Raw genomic sequence first — 23,553 nt, forward strand, 5'->3', positions numbered from 1 at the left:
TTAATAATAATGGCAGTACTTTTGCTCGTCCATACTAGTATTGTATAAAAAGGAAGTTACTCATGAGTAAAAAAGATAAAAAAGAAACTATTTCTGAAGATCAAGTTCTTGAAAACCAAACGGTAGAACAGGAAGGTGAATCTGTAGAAGAGCAGCTTGAAGAAGCTTTACAGCAAGAGAAAGATAAATTTTTAAGGTTGTTTGCAGAATTTGAAAATTATAAACGACGTACGGCAAAAGAACGTATAGAGTTGTTTAAAACCGCAAATGAAGATGTTATGCAAGCTTTATTGCCCATTTTAGATGATTTTGACAGGGCATATTTAGAAATATCAAAAACTGATGAAAAGGATTTGCTTAAAGGTGTAGAACTTATTAAAAATAAATTAAGAAATACTTTAAATCAAAAAGGATTGGAAGCTATTGAATTGCAGGAGGGAGATACTTTTGATGCCGATATTCATGAAGCGGTTACACAAATTCCGGCTCCTAACGAAGATTTAAAAGGTAAAATAATTGATGTAATTGAAAAGGGCTACAAACTAGGTGATAAAACTATTCGATTTCCTAAAGTAGTTATAGGACAATAAGACATGGCAAAACGAGATTATTACGACATATTAGGAGTAACCAAAAGTGCTTCAGATTCAGAAATAAAGAAAGCTTACCGTAAAATGGCTTTAAAGTATCATCCAGATAAAAACCCAGATGATAAAGAAGCCGAAGCTAAATTTAAGGAAGCTGCAGAGGCTTACGAAGTATTGAGTAATGCTGATAAAAAAGCACGTTACGACCAATTTGGGCATCAAGCTTTTGAAGGTGCTGGAGGTTTTGGAGGTGGCGGCATGAATATGGACGATATATTCAGTCAGTTTGGAGATATATTTGGTGGTGCTTTTGGCGGTGGCGGATTCTCCGGCTTTGGCGGTGGCTTTGGTGGCGGCGGACAACGTCGTGTAAAAGGGAGCAACCTGCGTATTCGTGTTAAATTAACACTAGAAGATATAGCCAATGGTGTTGAGAAAAAGGTAAAAGTAAGACGTAAAGTTCAAGCGCCAGGAACAACATACAAGACATGTAGTACTTGTAATGGAACGGGCCAGGTTACACGAGTAACCAATACCATATTGGGCCGTATGCAAACGGCATCTACGTGTAATGTTTGTGGTGGAGCAGGACAGACTATAGATAAAAAACCTAGTGATGCCGATGCACAGGGTTTAATTATAAAAGAGGAAACTGTTTCTATTAAAATACCGGCTGGTGTTGTGGATGGTATGCAATTGAAAGTTTCTGGTAAGGGAAATGAAGCACCAGGAAATGGTATTTCTGGAGATTTGTTAGTTGCTATTGAGGAAGAAAATCATCCAACATTGCAACGTGAAGGCGATAATTTACATTATGATTTGTATGTTAGCTTGCCTGATGCTGTATTGGGGACTTCAAAGGAAATTGATACCGTTACAGGAAAAGTTCGTATTAAAATTGAACCAGGTGTTCAATCTGGTAAAATACTGCGTTTACGAGGTAAAGGTATTCCATCTATAAATGGTTATGGTAAAGGTGATCTACTAGTACATGTTAATGTTTGGACACCCAAAACATTAAATAAGCAGCAAAAAGACTTTTTTGAAAGCATGCGAAATGATGAACATTTTGAGCCTAAACCAGAAATTGGTGATAAATCGTTTTTTGAGAAGGTAAAAGATATGTTTTCATAGTTAGTCAATTACTTGAACCCTATATAAATCCGCTTGTTCAGCGGATTTTTTTTAATATTTAATGAAGTTATTTATCGACTTTTATTAATAGTTACAGAAAAAACACTATATTTGATTTATCACTATTCTAGAATAGTGGTAATTTTTCTTTTTCATAGCAATTTTTTCCCATCCTTGAATTCATTTTTAAGGATGGGTTTTGTTTTTATTAAAACGTATTTAGGGCTTATTATTTTTAATTTACTCTACTACATTTAATATCTTTACCCAATGCAACAATTAATAGCAATTCAAGAATGGGTTACTTATTAGAAGTACACGATGTTTCTAAAAAATTTGGCGATTTTACAGCATTAAATAAAGTCTCTATTGCAGTTCCTAAAGGCAGTGTTTTTGGGTTGTTAGGTCCAAATGGAGCCGGGAAAACAACTTTAATTAGAATAATAAATCAGATAACCATGCCAGATCAGGGTGGTGTAATTCTGGATTCTGAAGCTTTACAACCTAAACATATAAAAGATATTGGTTATTTACCTGAAGAACGGGGGTTATACAAATCTATGAAAGTAGGAGAGCAAGCCCTTTATTTGGCTCAGCTTAAGGGTTTGAGTAAACAGGAGGCCAAAAAACGCTTGAAATATTGGTTTGAACGTCTGGAAATAGGAGATTGGTGGAATAAAAAAATTCAAGAACTCTCTAAAGGAATGGCGCAAAAAATTCAGTTTGTTGTTACCGTTTTGCATGAACCTAAACTGTTAATATTTGATGAGCCTTTTTCAGGATTCGATCCTATAAATGCCAATATCATTAAAGATGAAATAATCAGGCTCAAAAATAATGGAGCAACAGTAATATTCTCAACGCATCGAATGGAGTCTGTTGAGGAACTGTGTGACCATATAGCTTTAATTCACCAATCAAATAAAATTCTTGATGGTAAATTAATAGATATTAAAAAAGCATTTAAAACAAATACCTTTGAGATTGGTATTAACCCTTTTCAAGAAAATGGTTTCGAAAATGAACTCATATCTAGATTTAAAACGTCAAAAGCTAATTACAAGTCTATAGGAGATGAATTAAAGTATAATGTCAAACTATCTGATTCTGATTCGGCAAACGATTTATTAAACTTTTTAATGACAAAAGGAGATGTATGTCATTTTGTTGAACAAGTGCCAAGTGCCAATGATATTTTTATTCAATCTGTAAAGAGTAATTAAGCATGAATCATTTACCACTAATTATAAAGCGCGAGTATATAACTAAAGTTAAGAACAAGTCTTTTATTGTCATGACAATTTTAAGCCCTGTAATTATGATAGCTTTAGTTGCAGTTGTGGCATATTTGTCTCAAATTAATAATAATGCTAAACGGGAAGTTTCGGTTTTAGATGATTCTGGATTAATACAATCTGTACTAGAAAATACAGATAATATTACGTATTCATTCTTGTCTAATATGTCGCTTGAGGAAGCAAAAACACTAGTTGAGGAGCAAGAAAATTATGGTTTATTGTATATAGACAATAGCACAGATGTTGATACCTTGGCTAATCATATTAAGTTTTACTCCGTAGATTCACCTTCGCTTACTTTCATAGGAAGTTTGGAAGATAAATTAGGTAACTATTTAACCGACTTAAAATTGGAGCGATTAAATGTTAATATTGAACAGATAAGAGCGTCAAGAGTACGTGTAGATATTGCTCAAGAAAGTTTTGTTGGTGAAAAAACATCAAAAACAGATAGTATAGTAAAGCTTGTTTTTGGTGGTGCAGCTGGATATTTACTGTTTATGTTCATAATTATTTATGGTAATATGATTATGAGAAGTGTTATAGAAGAAAAGACCAGTCGTATCATTGAGGTTATTATATCTTCTGTAAAACCTGTACAATTAATGCTAGGCAAAATAATAGGGACATCGTTGGCAGGTATTACACAATTTATTGTTTGGATTATTTTAGGTGGTATACTTATGCTAATAGTGTCGAGCGTTTTTGGTATAGATTTAATGCAATCACAATTAACACAACAAGAGTTAATTAATCAATCCACTAATACTGGAGTCATCGCTTTTGAGGTGCAGCAGGTTTTGGTAGCATTCTCTAATTTACCTATTTTAAACTTAATTTTAGCATTCATTTTCTTTTTTATTGGTGGGTACTTGTTGTACAGTTCGCTGTATGCAGCTATTGGAGCTGCTGTTGATAACGAAACAGATACCCAGCAATTTATGCTGCCTATTTTAATGCCGTTAATTTTAGCAGTTTATATTGGTATCTTTACGGTAATAGAAGACCCTCATGGCATGGTGTCTACCTTGTTTTCACATATTCCTTTTACATCTCCTGTGGTTATGCTTATGCGAATTCCATTTGGTGTTCCAATTTGGGAGCAATTATTATCTTTAGGAATATTAATTGGAACTTTTGTTTTTACAGTTTGGGTTGCAGCAAAAATCTATCGTGTAGGAATATTAATGTATGGTAAAAAACCAAGCTATAAAGAACTCATTAAATGGATTAAATATTAAGTTTATGAGACAGAATCAATTAGAAGAAATTGAAGAAATTGTAAAAGAGAGTAGTATTTGGGAATCATTTGTGGATTTTCTAGGAACGGTTTTGTATGTAAATGAAGATAAAACCATTAAAATAACTATAGGGTTAGTTTTATTGGTAATTGTAATTTACTTAATTACGACAGTTGTTTTAAATATTATTAAAAGACTGTTTTCAAGACGTTTGCCTAAAGATGATAGAGCCAAGTTTCAAACCGTTTTTTCTTTTGCACGATGGGTGGTGTACATTGTGGTTTTACTTATTGTTTTTGATTCTGTTGGTATTAATGTAACTGCCATTTTTGCGGCTTCGGCAGCATTGTTGATTGGTGTTGGTTTAGCATTGCAAACCCTTTTTCAGGATATTATTTCAGGCGTTTTTATTTTAATAGACCAGAGCTTACATGTTGGCGATATTATTGAAATAGATGGTATGGTTGGGAGAGTAGATGAAATTAAACTACGTACGACGCGTGCTGTAACGATTGATAACAAGGTGCTAGTCATTCCTAATCACTTATACCTGACCAATAGTCTTTATAATTGGACACAAAACGGTATAACAACACGTGAAAGTGTTGAGGTTGGGGTGGCTTACGGAAGTGATGTGCAACTTGTAAAAAAATTGCTTATTCAGGCTGCAAACGCTCAACCCGAAACTTTAGACCACGATGCAACCATAGTATTGTTTACAGACTTTGGAGATAGCTCATTAAACTTTAAAGTAATATTTACCATAAATAATAGTTTTAAAGCACAATTTCCCAAGAGTAATATCCGTTTTGAAATAGATAAATTATTTAGAGAAAACAATGTTTCAATCCCGTTTCCACAGCGCGATATACACATTATTGAAAAACCTAGCTAGCAATAACAATTATTAAGTTAATTAAGCAAAAAAAGAATACTCAAATATTTAAAGTGATAATATTAGTCACTTTAATGTTGGTATCAAATAATACCATAGCGCAGCTTACAGATATTGCTCGATTAGAATATTCATTTATCCCACAAAGTCAGTCTGAAGATCAATATACACGTTTACGAGCCTTATTCAACTATCCTATAGAATTAAAAAAAGATACCTATTTTGTATTGGGAGCAGAATATAATAGGGTGTTGTTAAAACTTGAAGAACCCTATCCTTTTGAAACTCAAAACATCGATAACTTTCATGTTATCGATGTTTCAATTGCTTATACATTTAAACCTAGTAATAATTGGCGTTATGGCGTTAAATTTTACCCAAGAATAGCTTCAACTCTTACACAACAAATTACTAAAAACGATTTTTTTTTAAACGGAGGAATATACGCTATTAAGGACAGGACAAAGGATAAGAACGTGAAAAAACCTTACCGATTAGTTCTTGGTTTAACCTATAACTCAACTACAGGTGTGCCATTTCCGTTACCCTATGTTAGTTATTTTAGAAGGCTTAATGAAAAATGGAGTTATATGTTGGGAATTCCTAAAACCAATATCAGATTGAATTTAAACGAAAAAAACCTTTTACAAGCTTTTGTAGCTTTAGATGGTTTTTATGCCCATATTCAAGATGCGATTATAATTGATAATAAAAGAGCAGATCACATTTCATTATCTGTAGTTGTTGGCGGACTAGGTTATGAATATAGCTTTACAGATTACCTAGCAACTTATGTTTATGCTGGTTATACCTTTAGATTAAATAACGTTTTAAGAGACGTAAATCGAGATGAAATTTATAAATTAGACAACATAAATGCACCTTATTTAAGAACCGGATTAAAATTTAAAATATAATATGGCCAAAATATTAGTGATTGAAGATGAGGCGGCAATACGCCGTGTATTAGTGAAAATTTTATCAGAAGAAAATGATAGTTATCAAGTTGATGAAGCCGAAGATGGCTTGTCGGGTATCGAAAAAATAAAGAAAGGCGATTTCGACTTAATTTTATGCGATATTAAAATGCCAAAAATGGATGGTGTTGAAGTTTTGGAAGCTGTTAAGAAAATAAAGCCTGAAATACCAATAGTTATGATTTCTGGTCATGGCGATTTAGATACTGCTGTTAATACGATGCGTTTGGGTGCGTTTGACTACATATCAAAACCACCAGATTTAAACCGTTTACTTAATACCGTTCGTATTGCATTGGATAGAAAAGAATTGGTCGTAGAAAATAAAATGCTCAAAAAGAAAGTGAGCAAAAACTACGAGATGATTGGTGAAAGTGAAGCTATTTCCCATATCAAGGATATGATTGATAAAGTAGCATTAACAGATGCTCGTGTGCTGATAACTGGACCAAATGGAACAGGAAAAGAACTAGTTGCGCATTGGCTGCATCAAAAAAGCGAACGCTCTAAAGGACCATTGATTGAGGTTAACTGTGCTGCAATTCCAGCAGAGCTTATTGAAAGTGAATTATTCGGTCATGTAAAAGGAGCTTTTACAAGTGCGGTTAAAGATCGTGCTGGTAAGTTTGAAGCGGCTAATGGAGGTACTATATTTTTAGATGAAATAGGAGACATGAGCCTATCTGCTCAAGCTAAAGTATTACGAGCGTTACAAGAAAATAAAATCCAACGCGTAGGTAACGATAAAGACATAAAAGTTGATGTTCGTGTGGTTGCTGCAACTAATAAAAATTTAAAAAAGGAAATAGAAGAAGGGCGCTTTCGTGAAGATTTGTACCACAGGTTAGCAGTTATTCTTATCAAGGTACCTGCATTAAATGATAGACGCGATGATATTCCTTTATTAATAGAACATTTTGCCGATAAGATTTCTAAAGAGCAAGGCACAGCTAAAAAATCATTTTCCAATAAAGCTGTTAAGCTCCTCCAAGAATATGATTGGACAGGAAATATTCGTGAGCTTCGTAACGTAGTTGAACGTTTAATTATACTAGGAGAAAAAGAAGTCAGCGAAAACGATGTTAAGATGTTTGCTTCAAAGTAAGTAAAAAAAACACGAAAGAACATAAAAGAGCACCGCATAAACGGTGCTTTTTTGTGATTAATAGTGTCTGTTGAATGTTGACCAATTCAATCATTAGGAATTAGTATATTTATAATTCTAATAAAAATTCACTTTATGAAGGAAATTAATATTGAATCGTTTCAAGTCAAACAAACCATAAAATTATCTGAAATACCAACAACATTTGATTTACAAGCCAATAAGAAGAAAATTGAGCATGCTCTGGAAGACGTTTGTGAAGATTTAGCAGAAATACAAAATACTATGTATGCCCATGGGAAATATGCAGCATTAATTTGTATTCAAGGTATGGACACGGCTGGTAAAGATAGTTTAATTCGTGAGGTTTTTAAAGAACTCAATGCTAGAGGCGTTGTGGTGCACAGTTTTAAGGTTCCAACTGAACTGGAATTGAATCACGATTATTTATGGAGACATTATATAGCCCTACCTGCTCGAGGCAAGTTTGGGGTGTTTAATCGCACACATTATGAAAACGTTTTGGTTACTCGTGTGCATCCACAATATATTCTAGGGGAAAAACTGCCAGATGTACGTTCGCTAGACGATGTAAATGAAGCTTTTTGGGAAAAACGTTTTGAGCAAATTAACAATTTTGAAAAACACATTGCCGAAAACGGTACTATAATATTTAAGTTTTTTCTACATCTGTCTAAAGATGAACAAAAACATAGGTTATTGCGTCGCTTAGCTAAACCAAACAAAAACTGGAAGTTCTCTCCTGGTGATTTAGATGAACGAAAACTTTGGGACGACTATCAGTTTTGTTACGAAGAAGCTATTAATAAAACATCTAAACCACATGCGCCATGGTATGCTATTCCTGCTGACGATAAGCCAACAGCTAGATATCTTGTAGCCCGCGTTTTACATGACACTTTAAAGCGTTATACAGATATAGTGCCACCTGAACTCGAGCCAGATGTTAAGGCAAACATAGATTTGTATAAAAAGCAACTTGAAAACGAATAGCATTTTCAGTTAATCGATTTTATACTTTTTTTCACTTTTAGACCAGAATTAATATAGTATCTTACCATTTCAAATTTTTTCAAATGCATAAACTTATTTTCATATTAGGATTTTTATGTTCTACGATGTTAACTGCACAAACCGATGCTGAAACTTTACGAACAATTTATACCACATCACTCACCAATGGTAAGAGCTATGAGTGGCTTGATTATTTGTCAAATCAAATTGGAGGCCGTTTGTCTGGCTCACTAAATGCTGAAAAAGCTGTACAATACACAAAAGAAGAACTCGAAAAGTTGGGGTTGGATAAAGTTTGGTTACAACCTGTTATGGTTCCGAAATGGGTGAGAGGTACTAAAGAGTATGCATTTATTGAATCTGGATTAGGACAAACAACAACAGTTAATATTTGTGCCTTAGGGGGATCAATAGCAACACCTTTTGGCGGTGTAAAGGCTCCAGTAATTGAGGTTAAGGATTTTGAAGAATTAAAAGCTTTGGGTCGTTTAAATGTTGCAGGCAAAATAGTATTTTTTAATCGCCCTATGCAACCCGATTTAATTCAAACTTTTGAAGCTTATGGTGGTTGTGTTAATCAACGCTATGCAGGTGCCATGGAAGCTGGAAAATTAGGAGCAGTTGGTGTTATTGTGCGTTCTATGAATTTACGTTTGGACGATTTACCGCATACAGGAAGTATGAGCTATGGTGACCTTCCAAACGAACAACGTATACCATCTGCAGCCATAAGTACAAACGATGCCGAAAAATTAAGTGGTATGTTGGCATTAGATAAAAATGTAAAGTTCTTTTTCAGTCAAACCTGCCAACAGATGAAGGAAGTTCAATCCTATAATGTTATTGGGGAAATTACCGGTAGCGAGTTTCCAAATGAGTATATTATTGTTGGAGGTCATTTAGATTCTTGGGATTTAGGCGATGGTTCTCACGATGATGGTGCTGGATGTGTACAATCTATGGATGTACTGCGTTTATTAAAAGAAAGCGGTATTAAGCCCAAACGTAGTATTCGCGTGGTATTATTTATGAATGAGGAAAACGGTTTGCGTGGTGCCACCAAATATGCCGAAGTAGCCAAACAAAAGGATGAAAGCCATATTTTCTCATTAGAAAGTGATGCTGGCGGATTTACACCAAGAGGATTTAGTTTTGATTGTAGCGATGCTGTGTTTAATAAAATTGAAAGTTGGAGAAGCTTGTTTAAGCCGTATTTAATTCACTATTTTGAAAAGGGAGGTAGTGGTGCCGATGTAGGACCATTAAAAACAGAAACTAATGTTTGTGCAGGTTTACGTCCAGATTCGCAACGTTATTTTGACCATCATCATGCTGCTAACGATACTTTTGATGCCGTTAATAAACGCGAACTAGAATTAGGTGCAGCAACCATGACCAGTTTGGTATATTTAATTGATAAATATGGTATTTCTCCAATTTCAAATAGTGAAGAATTAAAAGATTGATAACATGAAAAGAATAATACTCCTAGTTTTTGTTTTCCTTTCTTTTTATAGTTTTTCTCAAAACCCAGAACTTGATGATAATACGTGGTATCTACAAAATGTAGTTATTGATTGTGATGATCATTTGGCTCCAGTAAATGAAGAAATTTCTGAAGTTACATTAGATTTTTTTATTGCACCTTTTGACTTTCATTCCAATATGTGCAATAGTCTTACTGCTGATATTGAATTTAATGATGCAAATTCAACTTTTATGCTTTCTAATATATTTCAAACTTTTGCGACATGCGGTTTAGCGGAAAATAGTATTTATGAACAAATGTATTTTAATTTATATTCCAGTAATCAAGCTAATCCATTAACGTATAACATTTCTACAAATTCTGATTCTAGTACTCTCGTTGTAACAGCTTCAAATGGCGATCAAGCTATTTATGGTAGTGCCAGGCTTCATGCTAAAGAGTTTCGTATGGCAGATTTAAAAACCTATCCCAACCCTATTATTGATGAACTTTTTATAGAAAATCAAAATAATGATAATTTAAATATTAGCGTTTATAACATTAATGGTCAATTAATACATTCTGAATCTGTTAGCCATGAGCAATCGGTAATTAATGTTTCAGAATTAAAATCAGGTATTTACTTTTTTGTTTTTGAAGGAGGTAATTTTAAGAAAGAGATTCGAAAAATAATAAAACAATGATGCAAAAAACTCACCTAACACTTCTGATTTTTATTTTCGGGATTATGTTGTCATTTTCTCAAGATAAATTACCGTATTACGAAATTCCCGATGCACCAGAAAATTATACGGCTGGTACAGTGGCAGCACGAGCTGTTGATGGATTAGGATTTCGGTATTATTGGGCAACAGAAGGCTTAAGACAAGCCGATTTGGATTTTAAACCCAATGCCAATGCACGTTCATCTATGGAAACGGTAGAGCATATTTACAATTTGTCAAAAATAATTGTGAATTCAACATTAAAAAAGGACAATAACGAAAACGATGATGAGGCAGGATTAAGTTTCAATGATATGCGCAAAGCAACTCTTGTCAATTTAAAAACAGCCGCTGATATTTTAAGAAATAGCGAAGACATCAGCCAATATAAATTAATTTTTGGTGAACGTGAGTTTCCCTTTTGGAACCAAATAAATGGTCCAATTGAAGATGCTGTTTGGCATTGTGGACAAATTGTACTTTTAAGACGATCATCTGGGAATCCGTTTAACTCTAAAGTGAGTGTTTTTAATGGTAAATTAAGAGAGTAATGGAAAAAGCACATTTACATCAAATACACCCTGTTTTACCTGTTCAAAATGTTTTGGCAGCCTTGTTTTTTTATGTTAATAAACTAGGTTTTGAAATAGCTTTTGCAGACGATCCTAAAAACCCTACCTATGCTGGAGTGCGCAGAGATGATATTGAAATTCATTTACAGTGGCACGATGCCAAAGAGTGGGAGTCTGGAGTAGACAGACCCATGTTGCGGATAGTTACCCAAAATATTGAGAGTTTATTTAACGAATATAAATCTAAAGATGTGTTTCACGAAAGTACCGCAGTAAAGGAAACACCTTGGCAGACTAAAGAATTTGCATTTTATGATTTATATAAAAACGGATTAACTTTTTATAAGGATGTCAATTAAAATTTAGAGGAAGTTACTGTGCTTGTTTTTCTTCTTTTTCCTCGCGTTTCATTTCTAGATATTTTGTAATAAGCCTAATACCTAATCTTGCGAAAAGAATAATAGCAAAAGCCATAACTATACTAAAACCGTCCATAACAATTATTTATGGTACAAAGATACTTTGTTTAACGGCTAAACAATAATTTTTAAAATGGTTTAACTAATAATTATGACAAATATAATTCTGTTTCTTTCAGATTTAATTTCATTCGCTGCTTATGTTTAACGCTTTGTCAATTCGACTTAAATTATTGTTGATTTTTAGTTTTAAGCCTTCGCATTGAATATTGGCAATTCTGGAATAGGTTAGTATAGTTACTAAATAATCTTCAAAATCCTCATTGTTAAAAATGGTTTTATACTCTAATATTTTATTCGATCGATTGACACTTTCTACATTTTGGATAGATTTATTTAAGTTAAATTTTTCGGTTAAATGTGTTAAAGATAACATAGCATTAAAACTATTTCTAAGTTGAATGTTTTTAACCAAAAAGGGCTGGTAAGTACTAAAGTAATATTCCAATAAAACGGTTTCCATTTCGGTTACCTGGTCTATGTCGCTTGTCCAATTGGATAGCGATATTCTTAAATCATTATCTTTTATAAGATGTAACTTACCCGAGTTTATGATATCATTGGTAACACCACTTGTAGCATTGAATGTTGGGAAAATTGTGGTTGTGCCAATATAGGTTTCAATACTATCAACAGAATAGTTTTGTAGGTTTTGATTGTTATCTAAAATATCCAATAATTGATTGGAGGAATGGATAATTTTTTCTCTAATGAATATCTTATCGTTTAATTGGTTTAAGTTATCAATATATTCCTTTTTCAACGATTTCAGTATTTGTGATTCTTGAGTTCGTTCAACTCTATTTTGGTTCCATGTATTTATTTGAAGTGCAATTAAAATACCTATAACAACCAATAAAATCTCACCAATGGCATACTTGATATATCTTCCAAGCTTATTCTGGGCTATGGTTTTCATACGTATTCTGTTGAAAAGCTTAATCATGTTTTAATACAAAATATTGTCCATAATTCTATCTAGATTACGTTCCATTATTTTAAAATCACAATCAGTAAAAAACACTTCATACATTTCCCGTCTTAACTCACCAAGTTCCATTGTTGTAAACTCGTGTAGATGGACATTGTCTTCAATTTTTTCGAGACGTTGGTCATCATTGTCATTACTAAACTCTCTATAGATTTTTTCAAAAGTAGTTGGATTAACTTTAGATTTAATAAGGCTGATTTCTTCTTCGCTTTCCGAAGAATCAGCATTGGCACACATGAGCAAAATGTAAACTTGTAATTCAGTCTTGCTTAACTTGTTTTGTTCTCTATTCATAATTCAGGGTAATTTTATTTTAAAAATTTTACAGATAACTTAACCACCATTTGTCCTTATTGTTTGCTTTATATTTCATAAACATATTACAGAAAGGATACAGGATTACTACAACGAGAATCCATACCACATAGGTAACCCATAAATCAAAACCTTTATTGGCAAGATAGCCACTCATAAACCTAGAAGGTGTCATAATTAATTCTCTCCAATCTTCTCCTAATATGGTAAGTCCAATTAAGCCCACTAAATGAATGACATATAGATGTATGATATAATAGAAAAAAGGAACGCGTCCTATAACCACTAAAACATGGGTAATAGCATTTTTTACAGATTCTATACTGTATAAAAACAGCATTGATGGACCTAAAGTCATTAAAGTGTACAAGAGTGATGGCGGATATTTAGTCGTGTTCATGAACGATAAAAAGGTGTATGTGCTATCTTTTTGAACAATCCAAGGTACTAAATCTCCATATACATTTATATAGCGTAGAACTATAAATAACGCTATTGAACCAAAACCAAGTATTAATAGCCATTTTTTTCTGATAGCCACATTAAAGTCTTTTTTGTAAAAGTATCCAAAACAGTAACCCAAAATCATAATTCCTAGCCAAGGTAGAATAGGATAGGCAACAAACATTAAAGTCTGTCCGCCATTAAACACCACAAAATTTTGTTGATGTATGAAATACCATAAAATAGAAAGCGATTCGTTGCCTTGCATGGTTATTCCATCTAATAAATTGTGTCCAAACAAAATTATTAATCCTAAAACTAATAGAGCCTTTTTTGGTAGGTAAATTAAACCTGCTAATAGTATCATACAAGCACCTATGGCCCAAATAACTTGAAAAATATGGAGACTTAAATTAATGTCAAAAGTCCATGCAAAATTAACTATGGTTAATTCTGTAAAAACTAACCATAATCCACGAGTAAACAAAAATTTTGACAAGGCTTTTTTTGATGTTTTTTTAGAACCATATAAAAAAGCAGATGTTCCAGCCAAGAATACAAATACAGGGGCACAGAAATGTGTAATCCATCGTGTAAAAAACAAACTGGGAGTCGTTGTGTCCATATTGGTAGGGTCTAAAAATAAATATCCCGTATTTGTGTAATCCCTAACATGATCCAAAGCCATGATTATCATTACCAAGCCTCTTAAAATATCAATGGATTGAATTCTGGTTGATTTAACTAATGTCATTTCTTTAAATTTAATTAATGAAGAAAACTTTTTTTATTTTACCCTTTTCGATATGGTAGATTGCGGTAGCTTCTAGGAGGTTGTCACCAAATTGAACACGTTCTTCATCAATGACTATATTACCTTGAACAATTCTGTTTTCTAATTCACAATGTAAGTTTGGAGTATTTTCAAACATGGAAGCATACCCTGTTCGCATAGCATCTTTTCCTTTAAATAATAATTTATCAGGGAAATTATAAACTTCAACATCGTCTGCATATGGTTCTAAAAAGGCATCTATGTTCCTTGAATTATAGGCATTTAACTGTCTTTGAGCTAATGCTTCTGGAGAGTTTTCAATAATTGAATTTACTTTTAAAACGTGTCCTTTATTGATTATCTGGCTTATGCTAGTTAAGTTGTTTAAGTCATCAATAGGGTTTTTATCTAATAGTATGAGGTTTGCTTGTTTACCTACACTTACTGAACCAATATTGTTTTCTTGTCCTAGTACTTTTGCTCCATTTATCGTAGATGCCTCTATAATTTGCCAGTTAGTCATGCCACTTTTTTTCATAGCCATAATTTCTGCTAAATATGACGACGCATGTAGTGTGCCAATATTACCCGCATCAGTTCCTGTTGCAATGGTTACATCTGCATCAACTAATGTTTTTAAATTGGTCATCATGGTAGAGTTGATACTTTCAGTTCGAGTTTTAGATTGTTGTGAATTAGCCATGGTTTTATAACCATCAACCAATTGCTTATTGTCAATATGAGATAAATCCATCAAAGTACCCAATTGATAAGGATTCGATTCCAATAATTCATGATTGTCAAAATCATAATTTTGAGCAAATGTTTTAATATACCTGTCATGTACAATAAGTGTCGGGCAAAGTATGGTGTTGTTGCGCTTCAATAGATTTGCGAAATCAGAAGTGATAATCTCATCGTCAATACTATGAACCAAAAAATCGGCACCATTTTCAACTGCCAATTGCGCAGTAATACGCTGTGTAGCATGAACAGCTACTTTTAAATTATTTTTATGCGATTCTTCAATTATAGCTTTAATAATTGGCAGATTTTTTCTAGCACTGCTTTCATTGTCAAGACCATCCAGACCAACTATGTACCAGATTTTGATAAAGTCAGGATTATATTGTAATTGGTTTTGAACCATTTTAATACCATCATTAATTGTTTTTACCAAACTAAAGGGCTCGTCTTTATTAAGATTGCTATAAACTTCAGGTTCGTAAGTTGTTAATAATGGGCCTGTCATATAAATATTAGGAGCGAGTGAGTCATTTTTTAATTGCTGCCGCTTTTCTAGCATATTATATGTCGATCCGACATCAATTACAGATGTGATACCATTTTTTACATAATGTTTTGAGTGGACTTTCATATTGTTTTTAGCAAGTTCAATTTCTTTGTCGTAAGGCATGTCACCCCTTAAATCAATAGCATCTGGGCGTGAGTATAGTCCACCATTTTGAAAGAAATGAACATGGGCATCAACAAGTCCTGGCGCTAAAAATTTGTTCGCTCCATCAATCACAGTGGCATTTTCTGGAATAATTGCTTTTTTATGAGATTGTATGTTTGAAATTTTTCCATTGGTAATTTCAACAGTTTGATCTGCAATCAATTTTTTATTGTCAACATCAATAATGGTGACGTTTGTTATATAGGTTTGTGAAAAACCAATGGTAATTACAAAAATTAGGACTAAACTTAAAAGATATTTTTTCATAGCACAATACTTAAAATTGAAAATAAATAAACTGTTCACCGCTACCTTGCGATATTATTATTAAGAATAACATGAATGCCCAAAATACACCCAAAACAACTGGGTTGGTTTTTAAAGATACAGCTTTCATAGATGTATTCCGCATAAGCCAATGACAGATAAATAATATTCCAACAACTAGGCTTACTTTTAAAACATCAAATGAACCTAATATTTTTTCGCCATCTGTTTGCATGTAAAACATGGATTTAATCATGCTCCAAGCTGTATCAAATTCACGTGCCCTAAAAAACACCCAAGTAATATTTACACAGGAAAATGTAATGAAGGCCAAGAAAATGCCATTCCATTTGGTTATTTTAAAGGGTAAGTATTGTTTTTGAAGTTTTTCGAGTATGAGATAGGTTCCATGCAGGCCACCCCAAACCATAAAGGTCCAAGCAGCACCATGCCATAGTCCTCCTAACAACATGGTTAGCATAAGCGCGACATACATTCTGGTAATGCCATGGCGATTCCCTCCTAAAGGAATATATAGATAGTCTTTTAGCCAACTGGATAAAGAAATATGCCAGCGACTCCATAAATCAGAAAAACCCAATGAAGCATAAGGATATCTAAAATTATCTGGTAATATTATACCAAGCATAAGAGCGATCCCTATGGCACAAGTTGAGTATCCGGCAAAGTCAAAGAATATTTGCCCTGAAAATGCCAGAGTTCCTATCCAAGCATCAACGCCATGTAACAATTTATCTGAACCAAAAACAGTATCAGATGTGTTGGATAGTAAGGTGTCTGCCATAACTACTTTTTGAAATAAGCCAATGGTTAATAAAAAGATGCCCCAAAAAAACTGATTGGCAGTAGCTTTCTTCTCTTCATAAAATTGTGTTATTAAATCTTTTGCTCTAACAATTGGTCCAGCTACTAATTGCGGGAAGAAAGTAACATATAAGGCAAAATCTAAAAAGGTTCTTGCTGGTTCAATTTTACGTTTATACATATCAATAGTATAAGACATGGTTTGAAAGGTATAAAACGAAATTCCCATTGGTAAAATAATATCCATAGGCAAGGCTTCAAAATCAAAACCTATTGCATTAACTACAGTTGTAAAGTTTTCCAATAGAAAATTACCATATTTAAAGAATGCCAAAAAGCCAAGGTTTACGAACATACTTAACAGCAACCACATTTTTCGTTTTCTTTGGTTGTTTTCAATTGCTAATTTTTTACCAGCAGTCCAATCGACAACGGTTGAAATCCAAAGTAATATTACTAATGGAGGATTCCACAGCCCATAAAATATATAACTGGCCAGAAGAAGCATACGCTTTTTATTGGTCCAGTTTAAAAATTTAGAATAATAAAGCAGTAAAACTATAACTAGGAATACTACAAAACTTAAGGAATTAAATAGCATATCTAGTTAGTTTTAGGATTAAAAGGGATAGCCTTGTCGGCCATCATAATTTTTGCAATTTCAGTTGTAAAAAAATCAGCATCTTCACCTGATAAGTGAGACCATTCAGGGCAGTCTAAATCTTTAAGTTGCAAGTAGTCTTCAAAATGATAGCCTTTTGCTCCAGATTGTTTTAACAGCTCATCCCAAAACTCATCTCTACAATAAAAATTCTCTTCCTTTTTACGATAGTACCCAGTTGAAGGGCATCTTAAAAGGACAAGATTTCCTCCGCGTTCTTGAAATATTTTGGCATCTTTTGTAAATAGTTTCATTACGCTGTCTTTGCTCATTTCCCTTGGTGGTGTTTCAGGAGTACTTTTAAAACTCCAAACATTTTTTATGAGCCTTGCAAAGGAGGTGTCTGTGACTGTTTTTTCCGTCATTCGCAAGTTTCTGTCAAGAGAAATATCTGCAAAGTTTGGAAAAGGAGGAAAGTCGTTACCTTCAATGCGATTGCCAAATTGAATACCTTCTAAAAGAAATTGTAATTTAATAGCATCTACACCATCAGCATCGCTAATAAAAGCTAAATTTTGTTGAAGTGGAATTGATAAAAGATGGTTAATACGCTGCGCATAAGTTTGATCATGATAATATTCAACTTTATCATTAGCACTTCTATAGGCTCGTTTTTCAGTTGTAGTTGAAGAAAAGAACAAACCTGGGGTAACACCAACTATAATGGTTCCCACAAAATTTGTGTTGTTAACCAAATCATCAAAGACTGGTAAGGGAGTGGCTCCTGGATAGGCTAATTGTATGGGCTTTATCCCCGTTTCTTGCATCCAAATGTCTAATTGAATATCAAAATGAATTCGCGATGAACCAATTAGTATGACGTCAGAATTTGATGCTTTTTCAGCACGATTTCTTTGCACAGCAAATAAAGCTTCGTCGTTATCTACATCTGGATAGTAGCCTTGGGAACGCCAATACAATTCCCAAGCTATAGTTCCAAATAAGCATATAGCTATTGCTATTGTTAGTGATAGTTTTAAATTCATATTTCGGTTGGTTTAGTTGATTAAGGTTATGGTTAAAATGAACCATTATTCACATCCTTAATAAATTTAATTAGTCCTTTAAAATAAGTTTTTTGATCATCGTATTGCGCTAAATGGCTGCCATTCGGACATAATAAAAATCTACCATTGGGTAACTCGTCAGACATCCACTCCATGTATTTAGGATCCATAGTGTCATAAGCTCCTGCAATAACCAATGTAGGGGAGTTGATTGTCTTTAATCTATCGGAAACATCCCAATTTTTTAATGTCGCATTTCCCGCCATACCAAATTCACTTGGTCCTTGCATGTATAGATAAATATCATGGTTAAGATGTTGAAATAATAAATTAACCGATTTTGGCCATTTTTCTATTGGCATACGAAGGGTGTGCTCAACATAATAATGTTTCATCAATAGTTCAGCATATCTTGGGTTTGTATAATCTTCGTTGGCTTCAAATTCCAATACCTCTTTTAATACTTCTGGCGGCATCTGTGGGCCAAGCACTTCGGCTGCATATTTGCTATATTCTGGAGCACTAGACATCATGTTTGAGATGATTAATCCTTTTAGGTTGTCTTGATATTTTAAAGCATATTCCATAGCAAGAATACCACCCCATGATTGTCCCAATAAATAGAAATTGTCCTTGTTTAGGTTGAGTGCTTTTCTAACCTGTTCCACCTCTTCTACATAATGTTCAGTTGTCCAAAGTGTTGAATCATTAGGCTTGTCGCTATAATAAGAGTCTAACTGATCGTAATATATGTATTCAATGCCTGCATTGGGTAAGTAACCATCGAAGCAATCAAATTCTTCATGTGTTCCCCCAGGTCCGCCGTGAAGGAGTAAAACGCGCATTTTCGGGTTGTTACCAACACGTTTGGTATACACGTTAAAAGTCCCAATTTCAGTTTTTATGGGTATCATATTAATACCTCCTGTGAATTGGTCTTCACTATTTGAATAATCTAGATAGTTACTTGCTTTATCTTCTACAGGAGTAGATTCGTCTTGTTTTACTTTATTATTGCAGCTAACTATTATAGTGCAAATGATTAGCAGTAATTTTATTGCAATTTTCATCTGTTAATATTTATTGTTTTTCCAGAGTTCGTGATTAAAAAAAGAATTAATTTGAAGCATCTGCTAGTTGCCTTGTATCAGCATATTGTTGGAACCCCGTAATTTTGCCATTCTCTAATGTCCAATGATGTGCCACTTGGGCATCAATGCTTTTTCCAGTTGCTTTATTTGTTCCATTGTAGCGCAAAGTCGCTAATACTTGATTTTCAGACATTTCATGAAGCTTAATGTTAACTAACTTGAATCCGTCCCATTCGTTAACCACTCGGCCAAAAACACCTTCAACAATTTCGTTTGCTCCTTTGTATGGGTTTTTATCTGCATAAGGGTTTCCTTCTGCTTCATACCAAACTATGTCAGGACTAAATGTGGCAACCACTCCTTCAACATCCCCTTTTGCAAAAGCGTCATAAGCTGTACTTATAATAGCTAGGTTATTGGGATCAGATACAAAGCCTAATTGTTGCATGAAGACCATGTTGTCCATAAAGTCTTGCTCTTGAGCTATTTTCCCATCTTTCATTTTTACAAGTGTAGTACCTTCAATATCTACTGTTTTGTTTGTTGGTGGAATACCAAAAAAATCGCCAGTATGTTTTCCTGTAAAATGCCAGTGCTTAACCAATTTGTCGCCTTGACCAAAAATATCCTTTATGGTAAAATTTGGATTAGAAAAGCCAGTGATGAAATTAGAATAGTAACCTTTAAAATTGTCTATCCCAACTACATTTTCTGGGCTAGTAACAAGTGTAATGTTTTCATCAAAATAGGTGTTGTTAATTTTATCTAACTCACCTTTATTAATAATGTCATCCCAAACTGAAGAATACATTTCTATATCTTTTTGTGTTTGTTGATTGAGATTGTTACACGATAAAATCAGCAACATGCATACTAGTGCTAGAATGTTAATAGAATTTTTCATAATGTATAGTGATTTAATTGGTTAGAAATACTTATTTTTTGGGAAGGGTAAGCACACGAAAAGTTGTCCCAATTATTTATTGAGATAGATATGGTAGGATAATTTTTGAGCTTTAGGGAGTGGAACATTGAGTCTTTAAACTCAATGAAGTTAGTTGGTTTAAATGTCATAAGTCTTTATTAAAGCTATTAAAAAGACTTTAGGGAATTATAAATATAACAAAAAAACACGAACTTGTTGTGTGTAAAACAAAAAGCGCGATTAATAAAATCGCACTTTTTTCTAAATATCTAAAACAATTTGATGTTTAAGTATATCATCAAAAGTTTCGCGTTCACGGATTAGATGTGCTTTTTTATCATGCCATAAAATTTCGGCTGGTCTATACCTGGAATTATAATTTGAAGCCATAGAAAAACAGTAGGCACCTGCATTTTTAAAAGCTAAAATGTCACCTTCAGTAATTTCGGCAATACGCCTATTATTTGCAAATGTATCTGTTTCACAAATATAGCCTACAACGGAGTAAAATCTTTCACGACCTTCAGGATTTGAGATATTTACAATTTCATGTTGAGAACCATAGAGCATAGGTCTAATAAGATGATTAAATCCCGAATCTATTTGAGCAAATACAGTAGATGTTGTTTGTTTTACAACATTTACTTTAGTTAAAAAATAACCGGCTTCGCTGACTAAAAATTTACCTGGCTCAAATGCAAGGGTTAATTCTTTGCCATATTCTTTACAAAACTCATTAAAGCGCTTCGTCAATTTTTTGCCAAACTCTTCAATATTAGTTTCAATGTCACCTTCTTTGTAAGGTACTTTAAAACCTGAACCGAAATCTATAAACTCTAAATCGGTAAAGTTTTTGGCTGTTTCAAATAAAATCTCACTGGCATATAAAAACACATCAATATCTAAGATATCGCTACCTGTATGCATATGAATCCCATTAATGGTCATATTGGTATTTTCTACAATTCGTAAAATATGAGGTATTTGATGGATGGAAATGCCAAACTTGCTATCAATATGTCCTACTGATATATTGGTGTTTCCACCAGCCATAACATGAGGATTGATTCTAATGCAGACAGGCACCTTTGGGTGTCTGGTGCCAAATTGTTCTAAAATAGATAAATTGTCAATGTTTATTTGAACTCCTAATTTTGAAGCCATTTCAATTTCTTCAAGAGATACACCATTAGGTGTATAGATAATATCTTTAGGGTCAAAACCAGCGGTTAATCCTAATTTCACTTCTTGGATGGAAACAGTGTCCAATCCGGAACCCAAAGAATTCATTAATTTTAAAACAGATAAATTAGATAAAGCCTTAACGGCATAGTTTATCTTTACCTGTTTCACCTTATTAAAAGCCTGTTTTAATCGTTTGTATTGAGATACAATTTTTTCAGAATTATAAACATAAATAGGACTTCCATGGTCCTCGGCAATTTGTAATAAGGTTTTTGAATTCATTTTTTTTAATTTAAGTCCTGCAAAGCTAAAAAGTATTTCGGGATAGCTAATAGAATCTATAGGTATTTATATCAAATTTCAGTCAATTAAAAAGGACAGGAATACTTCCTTTAAAATTTATTGGTTAAATGTTATAGGATGTTTACTTTTGTGGCACTATAAATTTTACACATAAATGAATTTACACGAATATCAAGGAAAGGAAATTTTAAGCAGTTTTGGCGTTCGCATTCAGCGTGGTATTGTTGCTCAAAATGCTCAAGAAGCTGTAAAAGCTGCAAAACAATTAACAGATGAAACTGGAACAAGTTGGCACGTAATAAAAGCTCAAGTACATGCTGGTGGCCGTGGCAAAGGTGGTGGTGTTAAATTGGCAAAAAATTTAGAGGAAGTAGAGCAAATTGCTGGTCAAATAATAGGAATGAACCTTGTAACACCTCAAACTTCAGCTGAAGGTAAGCGTGTTCACCAAGTGTTGATTGCAGAAGATGTGTATTACCCTGGAGAAAGTGAAACAAGCGAATTTTACATGTCTGTTTTATTAAACCGCGGTACAGGACGTAATATGATTATGTATTCTACTGAAGGTGGTATGGACATTGAAACTGTTGCTGAAGAGACACCGCATTTAATTTTTACTGAAGAAGTTGATCCAGCAGTTGGATTGATGCCTTTTCAAGCTAGACGTGTAGCCTTTAACCTAGGTTTATCAGGTGTGGCTTTTAAAGAAATGACAAAATTCGTTACAGCATTATATACAGCTTATGTAAAATCAGATTCATCATTATTTGAAATTAATCCGGTTTTAAAAACGAGCGACAATAAAATAATGGCTGTTGATGCTAAAGTTACCATAGATGACAATGCCTTATACAGACATAAAGATTATGCTGAATTACGTGATTTGCGTGAGGAAAATCCAGTTGAGGTTGAAGCCAAAGAAGTCGGACTTAATTATGTGGATTTAGATGGTAATGTAGGTTGTATGGTAAACGGAGCAGGTTTGGCTATGGCAACTATGGATTTAATTAAGCAAGCAGGTGGTGAGCCAGCAAACTTTTTGGATGTTGGTGGTACTGCAGATGCGGCTAGAGTAGAAGCTGCCTTTAACTTAATTTTAAAGGATCCGAATGTAAAAGCTATTTTGATTAATATTTTTGGCGGTATTGTACGTTGCGACCGTGTGGCTCAAGGTGTAATTGATGCTTATAAAAACATGGGTAATATTAATGTTCCTATCATTGTACGTTTACAAGGAACCAATGCTGATGTTGCCAAAGAATTAATTGATAACTCTGGATTAGATGTTATGAGTGCAACAGAATTCCAAGAGGCAGCAGATAAAGTACAGCAAGTATTAGCTTAAAAATAATTGAGTTTTAAATTTAAAAAGAGCAGCATTTATTTGTTGCTCTTTTTTTGTTGATTACTGTTATTGTTTTTATTGGGTTTATTCTTTGGTTTAGGACCTCTTAAATGTATGACGAGCCCATTCAAAAAATTGCGTAATATTTGGTCACCACATTCTTTGTATTTAGGGTGATCTTCTTTTCTGAAAAAAGCACCAAGCTCACTTTTGGAAATTCTAAAGTCAACAAGTTCTAAAATCTTTACAATTTCATCATCTCTTAACTGCAGAGCGACTCTTAATTTTTTAAAAATATCATTATTTGTCATTAGTTACTTTTAAATATGATTTGTTTGGTGCTTTAATAAATTATCGATGAAATGCAAAAACGTATTAAAAAGCTGTTTTTCAGTCAATTGAAAAGAGCTCTTAGAGTAAATGAATGAAATTACCGATAAAAAG

Annotated in this window: 24 protein-coding genes; 13 read left to right on the forward strand and 11 right to left on the reverse strand. The window is 33.4% G+C overall.

Features of this window, described 5'->3' with window-relative positions; all coding sequences use genetic code 11:
* Positions 1-62 precede the first annotated feature (62 nt).
* The 12 genes from K7G76_RS05185 to K7G76_RS05240 all read left to right on the forward strand — a co-directional run bounded on the left by K7G76_RS05185 (position 63) and on the right by K7G76_RS05240 (position 11,396).
* Positions 63-590, forward strand: coding sequence for a nucleotide exchange factor GrpE (locus K7G76_RS05185; RefSeq protein ID WP_223033118.1), 528 nt, complete (start codon positions 63-65; stop codon positions 588-590).
* 3 nt (positions 591-593) lie between these two features.
* On the forward strand, positions 594-1,721 hold the full coding sequence (dnaJ, locus tag K7G76_RS05190) for a molecular chaperone DnaJ (RefSeq protein ID WP_223033119.1): 1,128 nt from the start codon (positions 594-596) through the stop codon (positions 1,719-1,721).
* A 296-nt stretch (positions 1,722-2,017) separates the two neighbouring features.
* Positions 2,018-2,944, forward strand: a complete 927-nt coding sequence (locus K7G76_RS05195; protein ID WP_223033120.1) for an ABC transporter ATP-binding protein — start codon at positions 2,018-2,020, stop codon at positions 2,942-2,944.
* A gap of 2 nt (positions 2,945-2,946) precedes the next feature.
* Positions 2,947-4,260 (forward strand): ABC transporter permease, encoded by a 1,314-nt coding sequence (locus K7G76_RS05200; protein WP_223033121.1) that lies wholly within the window; start codon positions 2,947-2,949, stop codon positions 4,258-4,260.
* Between the two features lie 4 nt (positions 4,261-4,264).
* The gene (locus tag K7G76_RS05205; protein WP_223033122.1) at positions 4,265-5,155 is read left to right on the forward strand and encodes a mechanosensitive ion channel family protein; all 891 of its coding nucleotides are present in this window, start codon (positions 4,265-4,267) and stop codon (positions 5,153-5,155) included.
* Positions 5,156-5,208: 53 nt separating this feature from the next.
* Positions 5,209-6,072 (forward strand): DUF6268 family outer membrane beta-barrel protein, encoded by an 864-nt coding sequence (locus tag K7G76_RS05210; RefSeq protein WP_369412178.1) that lies wholly within the window; start codon positions 5,209-5,211, stop codon positions 6,070-6,072.
* 1 nt (position 6,073) lies between these two features.
* Positions 6,074-7,237: a sigma-54-dependent transcriptional regulator gene (locus K7G76_RS05215; RefSeq protein ID WP_223033123.1), complete on the forward strand. Its 1,164-nt coding sequence runs from the start codon at positions 6,074-6,076 to the stop codon at positions 7,235-7,237.
* A 135-nt stretch (positions 7,238-7,372) separates the two neighbouring features.
* Positions 7,373-8,251: a PPK2 family polyphosphate kinase gene (locus tag K7G76_RS05220; RefSeq protein ID WP_223033124.1), complete on the forward strand. Its 879-nt coding sequence runs from the start codon at positions 7,373-7,375 to the stop codon at positions 8,249-8,251.
* An 83-nt stretch (positions 8,252-8,334) separates the two neighbouring features.
* Positions 8,335-9,738: a M20/M25/M40 family metallo-hydrolase gene (locus tag K7G76_RS05225; RefSeq protein WP_223033125.1), complete on the forward strand. Its 1,404-nt coding sequence runs from the start codon at positions 8,335-8,337 to the stop codon at positions 9,736-9,738.
* Between the two features lie 4 nt (positions 9,739-9,742).
* Positions 9,743-10,444 (forward strand): T9SS type A sorting domain-containing protein, encoded by a 702-nt coding sequence (locus K7G76_RS05230; protein ID WP_223033126.1) that lies wholly within the window; start codon positions 9,743-9,745, stop codon positions 10,442-10,444.
* Positions 10,441-11,016, forward strand: a complete 576-nt coding sequence (locus tag K7G76_RS05235; protein WP_255572924.1) for a hypothetical protein — start codon at positions 10,441-10,443, stop codon at positions 11,014-11,016. The genes K7G76_RS05230 and K7G76_RS05235 overlap by 4 nt, the downstream gene beginning before the upstream one ends.
* On the forward strand, positions 11,016-11,396 hold the full coding sequence (locus K7G76_RS05240) for a VOC family protein (RefSeq protein WP_223033127.1): 381 nt from the start codon (positions 11,016-11,018) through the stop codon (positions 11,394-11,396). Before K7G76_RS05235 ends, K7G76_RS05240 begins: the two co-directional genes overlap by 1 nt.
* 13 nt (positions 11,397-11,409) lie before the next feature.
* Here K7G76_RS05240 and K7G76_RS15385 read toward each other — a convergent pair whose 3' ends face one another.
* The 10 genes from K7G76_RS15385 to lysA all read right to left on the reverse strand — a co-directional run bounded on the left by K7G76_RS15385 (position 11,410) and on the right by lysA (position 21,743).
* On the reverse strand, positions 11,410-11,532 hold the full coding sequence (locus tag K7G76_RS15385; RefSeq protein ID WP_255572925.1) for a hypothetical protein: 123 nt from the start codon (positions 11,530-11,532) through the stop codon (positions 11,410-11,412).
* Positions 11,533-11,643: 111 nt separating this feature from the next.
* Positions 11,644-12,462: a DUF6090 family protein gene (locus tag K7G76_RS05245; RefSeq protein ID WP_223033128.1), complete on the reverse strand. Its 819-nt coding sequence runs from the start codon at positions 12,460-12,462 to the stop codon at positions 11,644-11,646.
* Between the two features lie 3 nt (positions 12,463-12,465).
* The gene (locus K7G76_RS05250; RefSeq protein WP_223033129.1) at positions 12,466-12,801 is read right to left on the reverse strand and encodes a hypothetical protein; all 336 of its coding nucleotides are present in this window, start codon (positions 12,799-12,801) and stop codon (positions 12,466-12,468) included.
* A 28-nt stretch (positions 12,802-12,829) separates the two neighbouring features.
* Positions 12,830-14,020: a DUF1624 domain-containing protein gene (locus K7G76_RS05255; protein ID WP_223033130.1), complete on the reverse strand. Its 1,191-nt coding sequence runs from the start codon at positions 14,018-14,020 to the stop codon at positions 12,830-12,832.
* A 10-nt stretch (positions 14,021-14,030) separates the two neighbouring features.
* On the reverse strand, positions 14,031-15,767 hold the full coding sequence (locus tag K7G76_RS05260; protein ID WP_223033131.1) for an amidohydrolase family protein: 1,737 nt from the start codon (positions 15,765-15,767) through the stop codon (positions 14,031-14,033).
* A 10-nt stretch (positions 15,768-15,777) separates the two neighbouring features.
* The gene (locus K7G76_RS05265) at positions 15,778-17,193 is read right to left on the reverse strand and encodes an MBOAT family O-acyltransferase (protein WP_223033132.1); all 1,416 of its coding nucleotides are present in this window, start codon (positions 17,191-17,193) and stop codon (positions 15,778-15,780) included.
* A gap of 2 nt (positions 17,194-17,195) precedes the next feature.
* A complete protein-coding gene (locus K7G76_RS05270; protein ID WP_223033133.1) occupies positions 17,196-18,239 on the reverse strand; it encodes a hypothetical protein in 1,044 nt (347 codons plus the stop codon).
* Between the two features lie 32 nt (positions 18,240-18,271).
* Complete coding sequence (locus K7G76_RS05275; RefSeq protein WP_223033134.1) at positions 18,272-19,330, reverse strand: proline iminopeptidase-family hydrolase; 1,059 nt, start codon at positions 19,328-19,330, stop codon at positions 18,272-18,274.
* A gap of 46 nt (positions 19,331-19,376) precedes the next feature.
* The gene (locus tag K7G76_RS05280; protein ID WP_223033135.1) at positions 19,377-20,255 is read right to left on the reverse strand and encodes an ester cyclase; all 879 of its coding nucleotides are present in this window, start codon (positions 20,253-20,255) and stop codon (positions 19,377-19,379) included.
* Positions 20,256-20,537: 282 nt separating this feature from the next.
* Complete coding sequence (gene lysA / locus K7G76_RS05285; RefSeq protein WP_223033136.1) at positions 20,538-21,743, reverse strand: diaminopimelate decarboxylase; 1,206 nt, start codon at positions 21,741-21,743, stop codon at positions 20,538-20,540.
* A 175-nt stretch (positions 21,744-21,918) separates the two neighbouring features.
* Between lysA and sucC the strand changes: the two genes are divergently transcribed.
* On the forward strand, positions 21,919-23,109 hold the full coding sequence (gene sucC / locus K7G76_RS05290) for an ADP-forming succinate--CoA ligase subunit beta (protein ID WP_223033137.1): 1,191 nt from the start codon (positions 21,919-21,921) through the stop codon (positions 23,107-23,109).
* 35 nt (positions 23,110-23,144) lie between these two features.
* On the opposite strand, the gene K7G76_RS05295 is transcribed toward sucC, so the two are convergent.
* The gene (locus K7G76_RS05295) at positions 23,145-23,420 is read right to left on the reverse strand and encodes a DUF1456 family protein (protein WP_223033138.1); all 276 of its coding nucleotides are present in this window, start codon (positions 23,418-23,420) and stop codon (positions 23,145-23,147) included.
* Positions 23,421-23,553 lie beyond the last annotated feature (133 nt).

The organism is Hanstruepera marina, assembly GCF_019880635.1.
GTDB lineage: Bacteria > Bacteroidota > Bacteroidia > Flavobacteriales > Flavobacteriaceae > Hanstruepera > Hanstruepera marina.

Excerpts from the sequence above, each read along its gene's own strand:
- K7G76_RS05250 (WP_223033129.1), bottom strand. The coding sequence starts at position 12,801 with ATGAATAGAGAACAAAACAAGTTAAGCAAGACTGAATTACAAGTTTAC.
- dnaJ (WP_223033119.1), top strand. The coding sequence starts at position 594 with ATGGCAAAACGAGATTATTACGACATATTAGGAGTAACCAAAAGTGCT.
- K7G76_RS05185 (WP_223033118.1), top strand. The coding sequence starts at position 63 with ATGAGTAAAAAAGATAAAAAAGAAACTATTTCTGAAGATCAAGTTCTT.
- K7G76_RS05280 (WP_223033135.1), bottom strand. The coding sequence starts at position 20,255 with ATGAAAAATTCTATTAACATTCTAGCACTAGTATGCATGTTGCTGATT.
- K7G76_RS05195 (WP_223033120.1), top strand. The coding sequence starts at position 2,018 with ATGGGTTACTTATTAGAAGTACACGATGTTTCTAAAAAATTTGGCGAT.
- K7G76_RS05220 (WP_223033124.1), top strand. The coding sequence starts at position 7,373 with ATGAAGGAAATTAATATTGAATCGTTTCAAGTCAAACAAACCATAAAA.
- K7G76_RS05275 (WP_223033134.1), bottom strand. The coding sequence starts at position 19,330 with ATGAAAATTGCAATAAAATTACTGCTAATCATTTGCACTATAATAGTT.
- K7G76_RS05225 (WP_223033125.1), top strand. The coding sequence starts at position 8,335 with ATGCATAAACTTATTTTCATATTAGGATTTTTATGTTCTACGATGTTA.
- K7G76_RS05200 (WP_223033121.1), top strand. The coding sequence starts at position 2,947 with ATGAATCATTTACCACTAATTATAAAGCGCGAGTATATAACTAAAGTT.
- K7G76_RS05260 (WP_223033131.1), bottom strand. The coding sequence starts at position 15,767 with ATGAAAAAATATCTTTTAAGTTTAGTCCTAATTTTTGTAATTACCATT.
- K7G76_RS05240 (WP_223033127.1), top strand. The coding sequence starts at position 11,016 with ATGGAAAAAGCACATTTACATCAAATACACCCTGTTTTACCTGTTCAA.
- K7G76_RS05270 (WP_223033133.1), bottom strand. The coding sequence starts at position 18,239 with ATGAATTTAAAACTATCACTAACAATAGCAATAGCTATATGCTTATTT.
- K7G76_RS15385 (WP_255572925.1), bottom strand. The coding sequence starts at position 11,532 with ATGGACGGTTTTAGTATAGTTATGGCTTTTGCTATTATTCTTTTCGCA.
- K7G76_RS05215 (WP_223033123.1), top strand. The coding sequence starts at position 6,074 with ATGGCCAAAATATTAGTGATTGAAGATGAGGCGGCAATACGCCGTGTA.
- sucC (WP_223033137.1), top strand. The coding sequence starts at position 21,919 with ATGAATTTACACGAATATCAAGGAAAGGAAATTTTAAGCAGTTTTGGC.
- K7G76_RS05235 (WP_255572924.1), top strand. The coding sequence starts at position 10,441 with ATGATGCAAAAAACTCACCTAACACTTCTGATTTTTATTTTCGGGATT.
- K7G76_RS05265 (WP_223033132.1), bottom strand. The coding sequence starts at position 17,193 with ATGCTATTTAATTCCTTAAGTTTTGTAGTATTCCTAGTTATAGTTTTA.
- lysA (WP_223033136.1), bottom strand. The coding sequence starts at position 21,743 with ATGAATTCAAAAACCTTATTACAAATTGCCGAGGACCATGGAAGTCCT.
- K7G76_RS05245 (WP_223033128.1), bottom strand. The coding sequence starts at position 12,462 with ATGATTAAGCTTTTCAACAGAATACGTATGAAAACCATAGCCCAGAAT.
- K7G76_RS05205 (WP_223033122.1), top strand. The coding sequence starts at position 4,265 with ATGAGACAGAATCAATTAGAAGAAATTGAAGAAATTGTAAAAGAGAGT.
- K7G76_RS05295 (WP_223033138.1), bottom strand. The coding sequence starts at position 23,420 with ATGACAAATAATGATATTTTTAAAAAATTAAGAGTCGCTCTGCAGTTA.
- K7G76_RS05230 (WP_223033126.1), top strand. The coding sequence starts at position 9,743 with ATGAAAAGAATAATACTCCTAGTTTTTGTTTTCCTTTCTTTTTATAGT.
- K7G76_RS05255 (WP_223033130.1), bottom strand. The coding sequence starts at position 14,020 with ATGACATTAGTTAAATCAACCAGAATTCAATCCATTGATATTTTAAGA.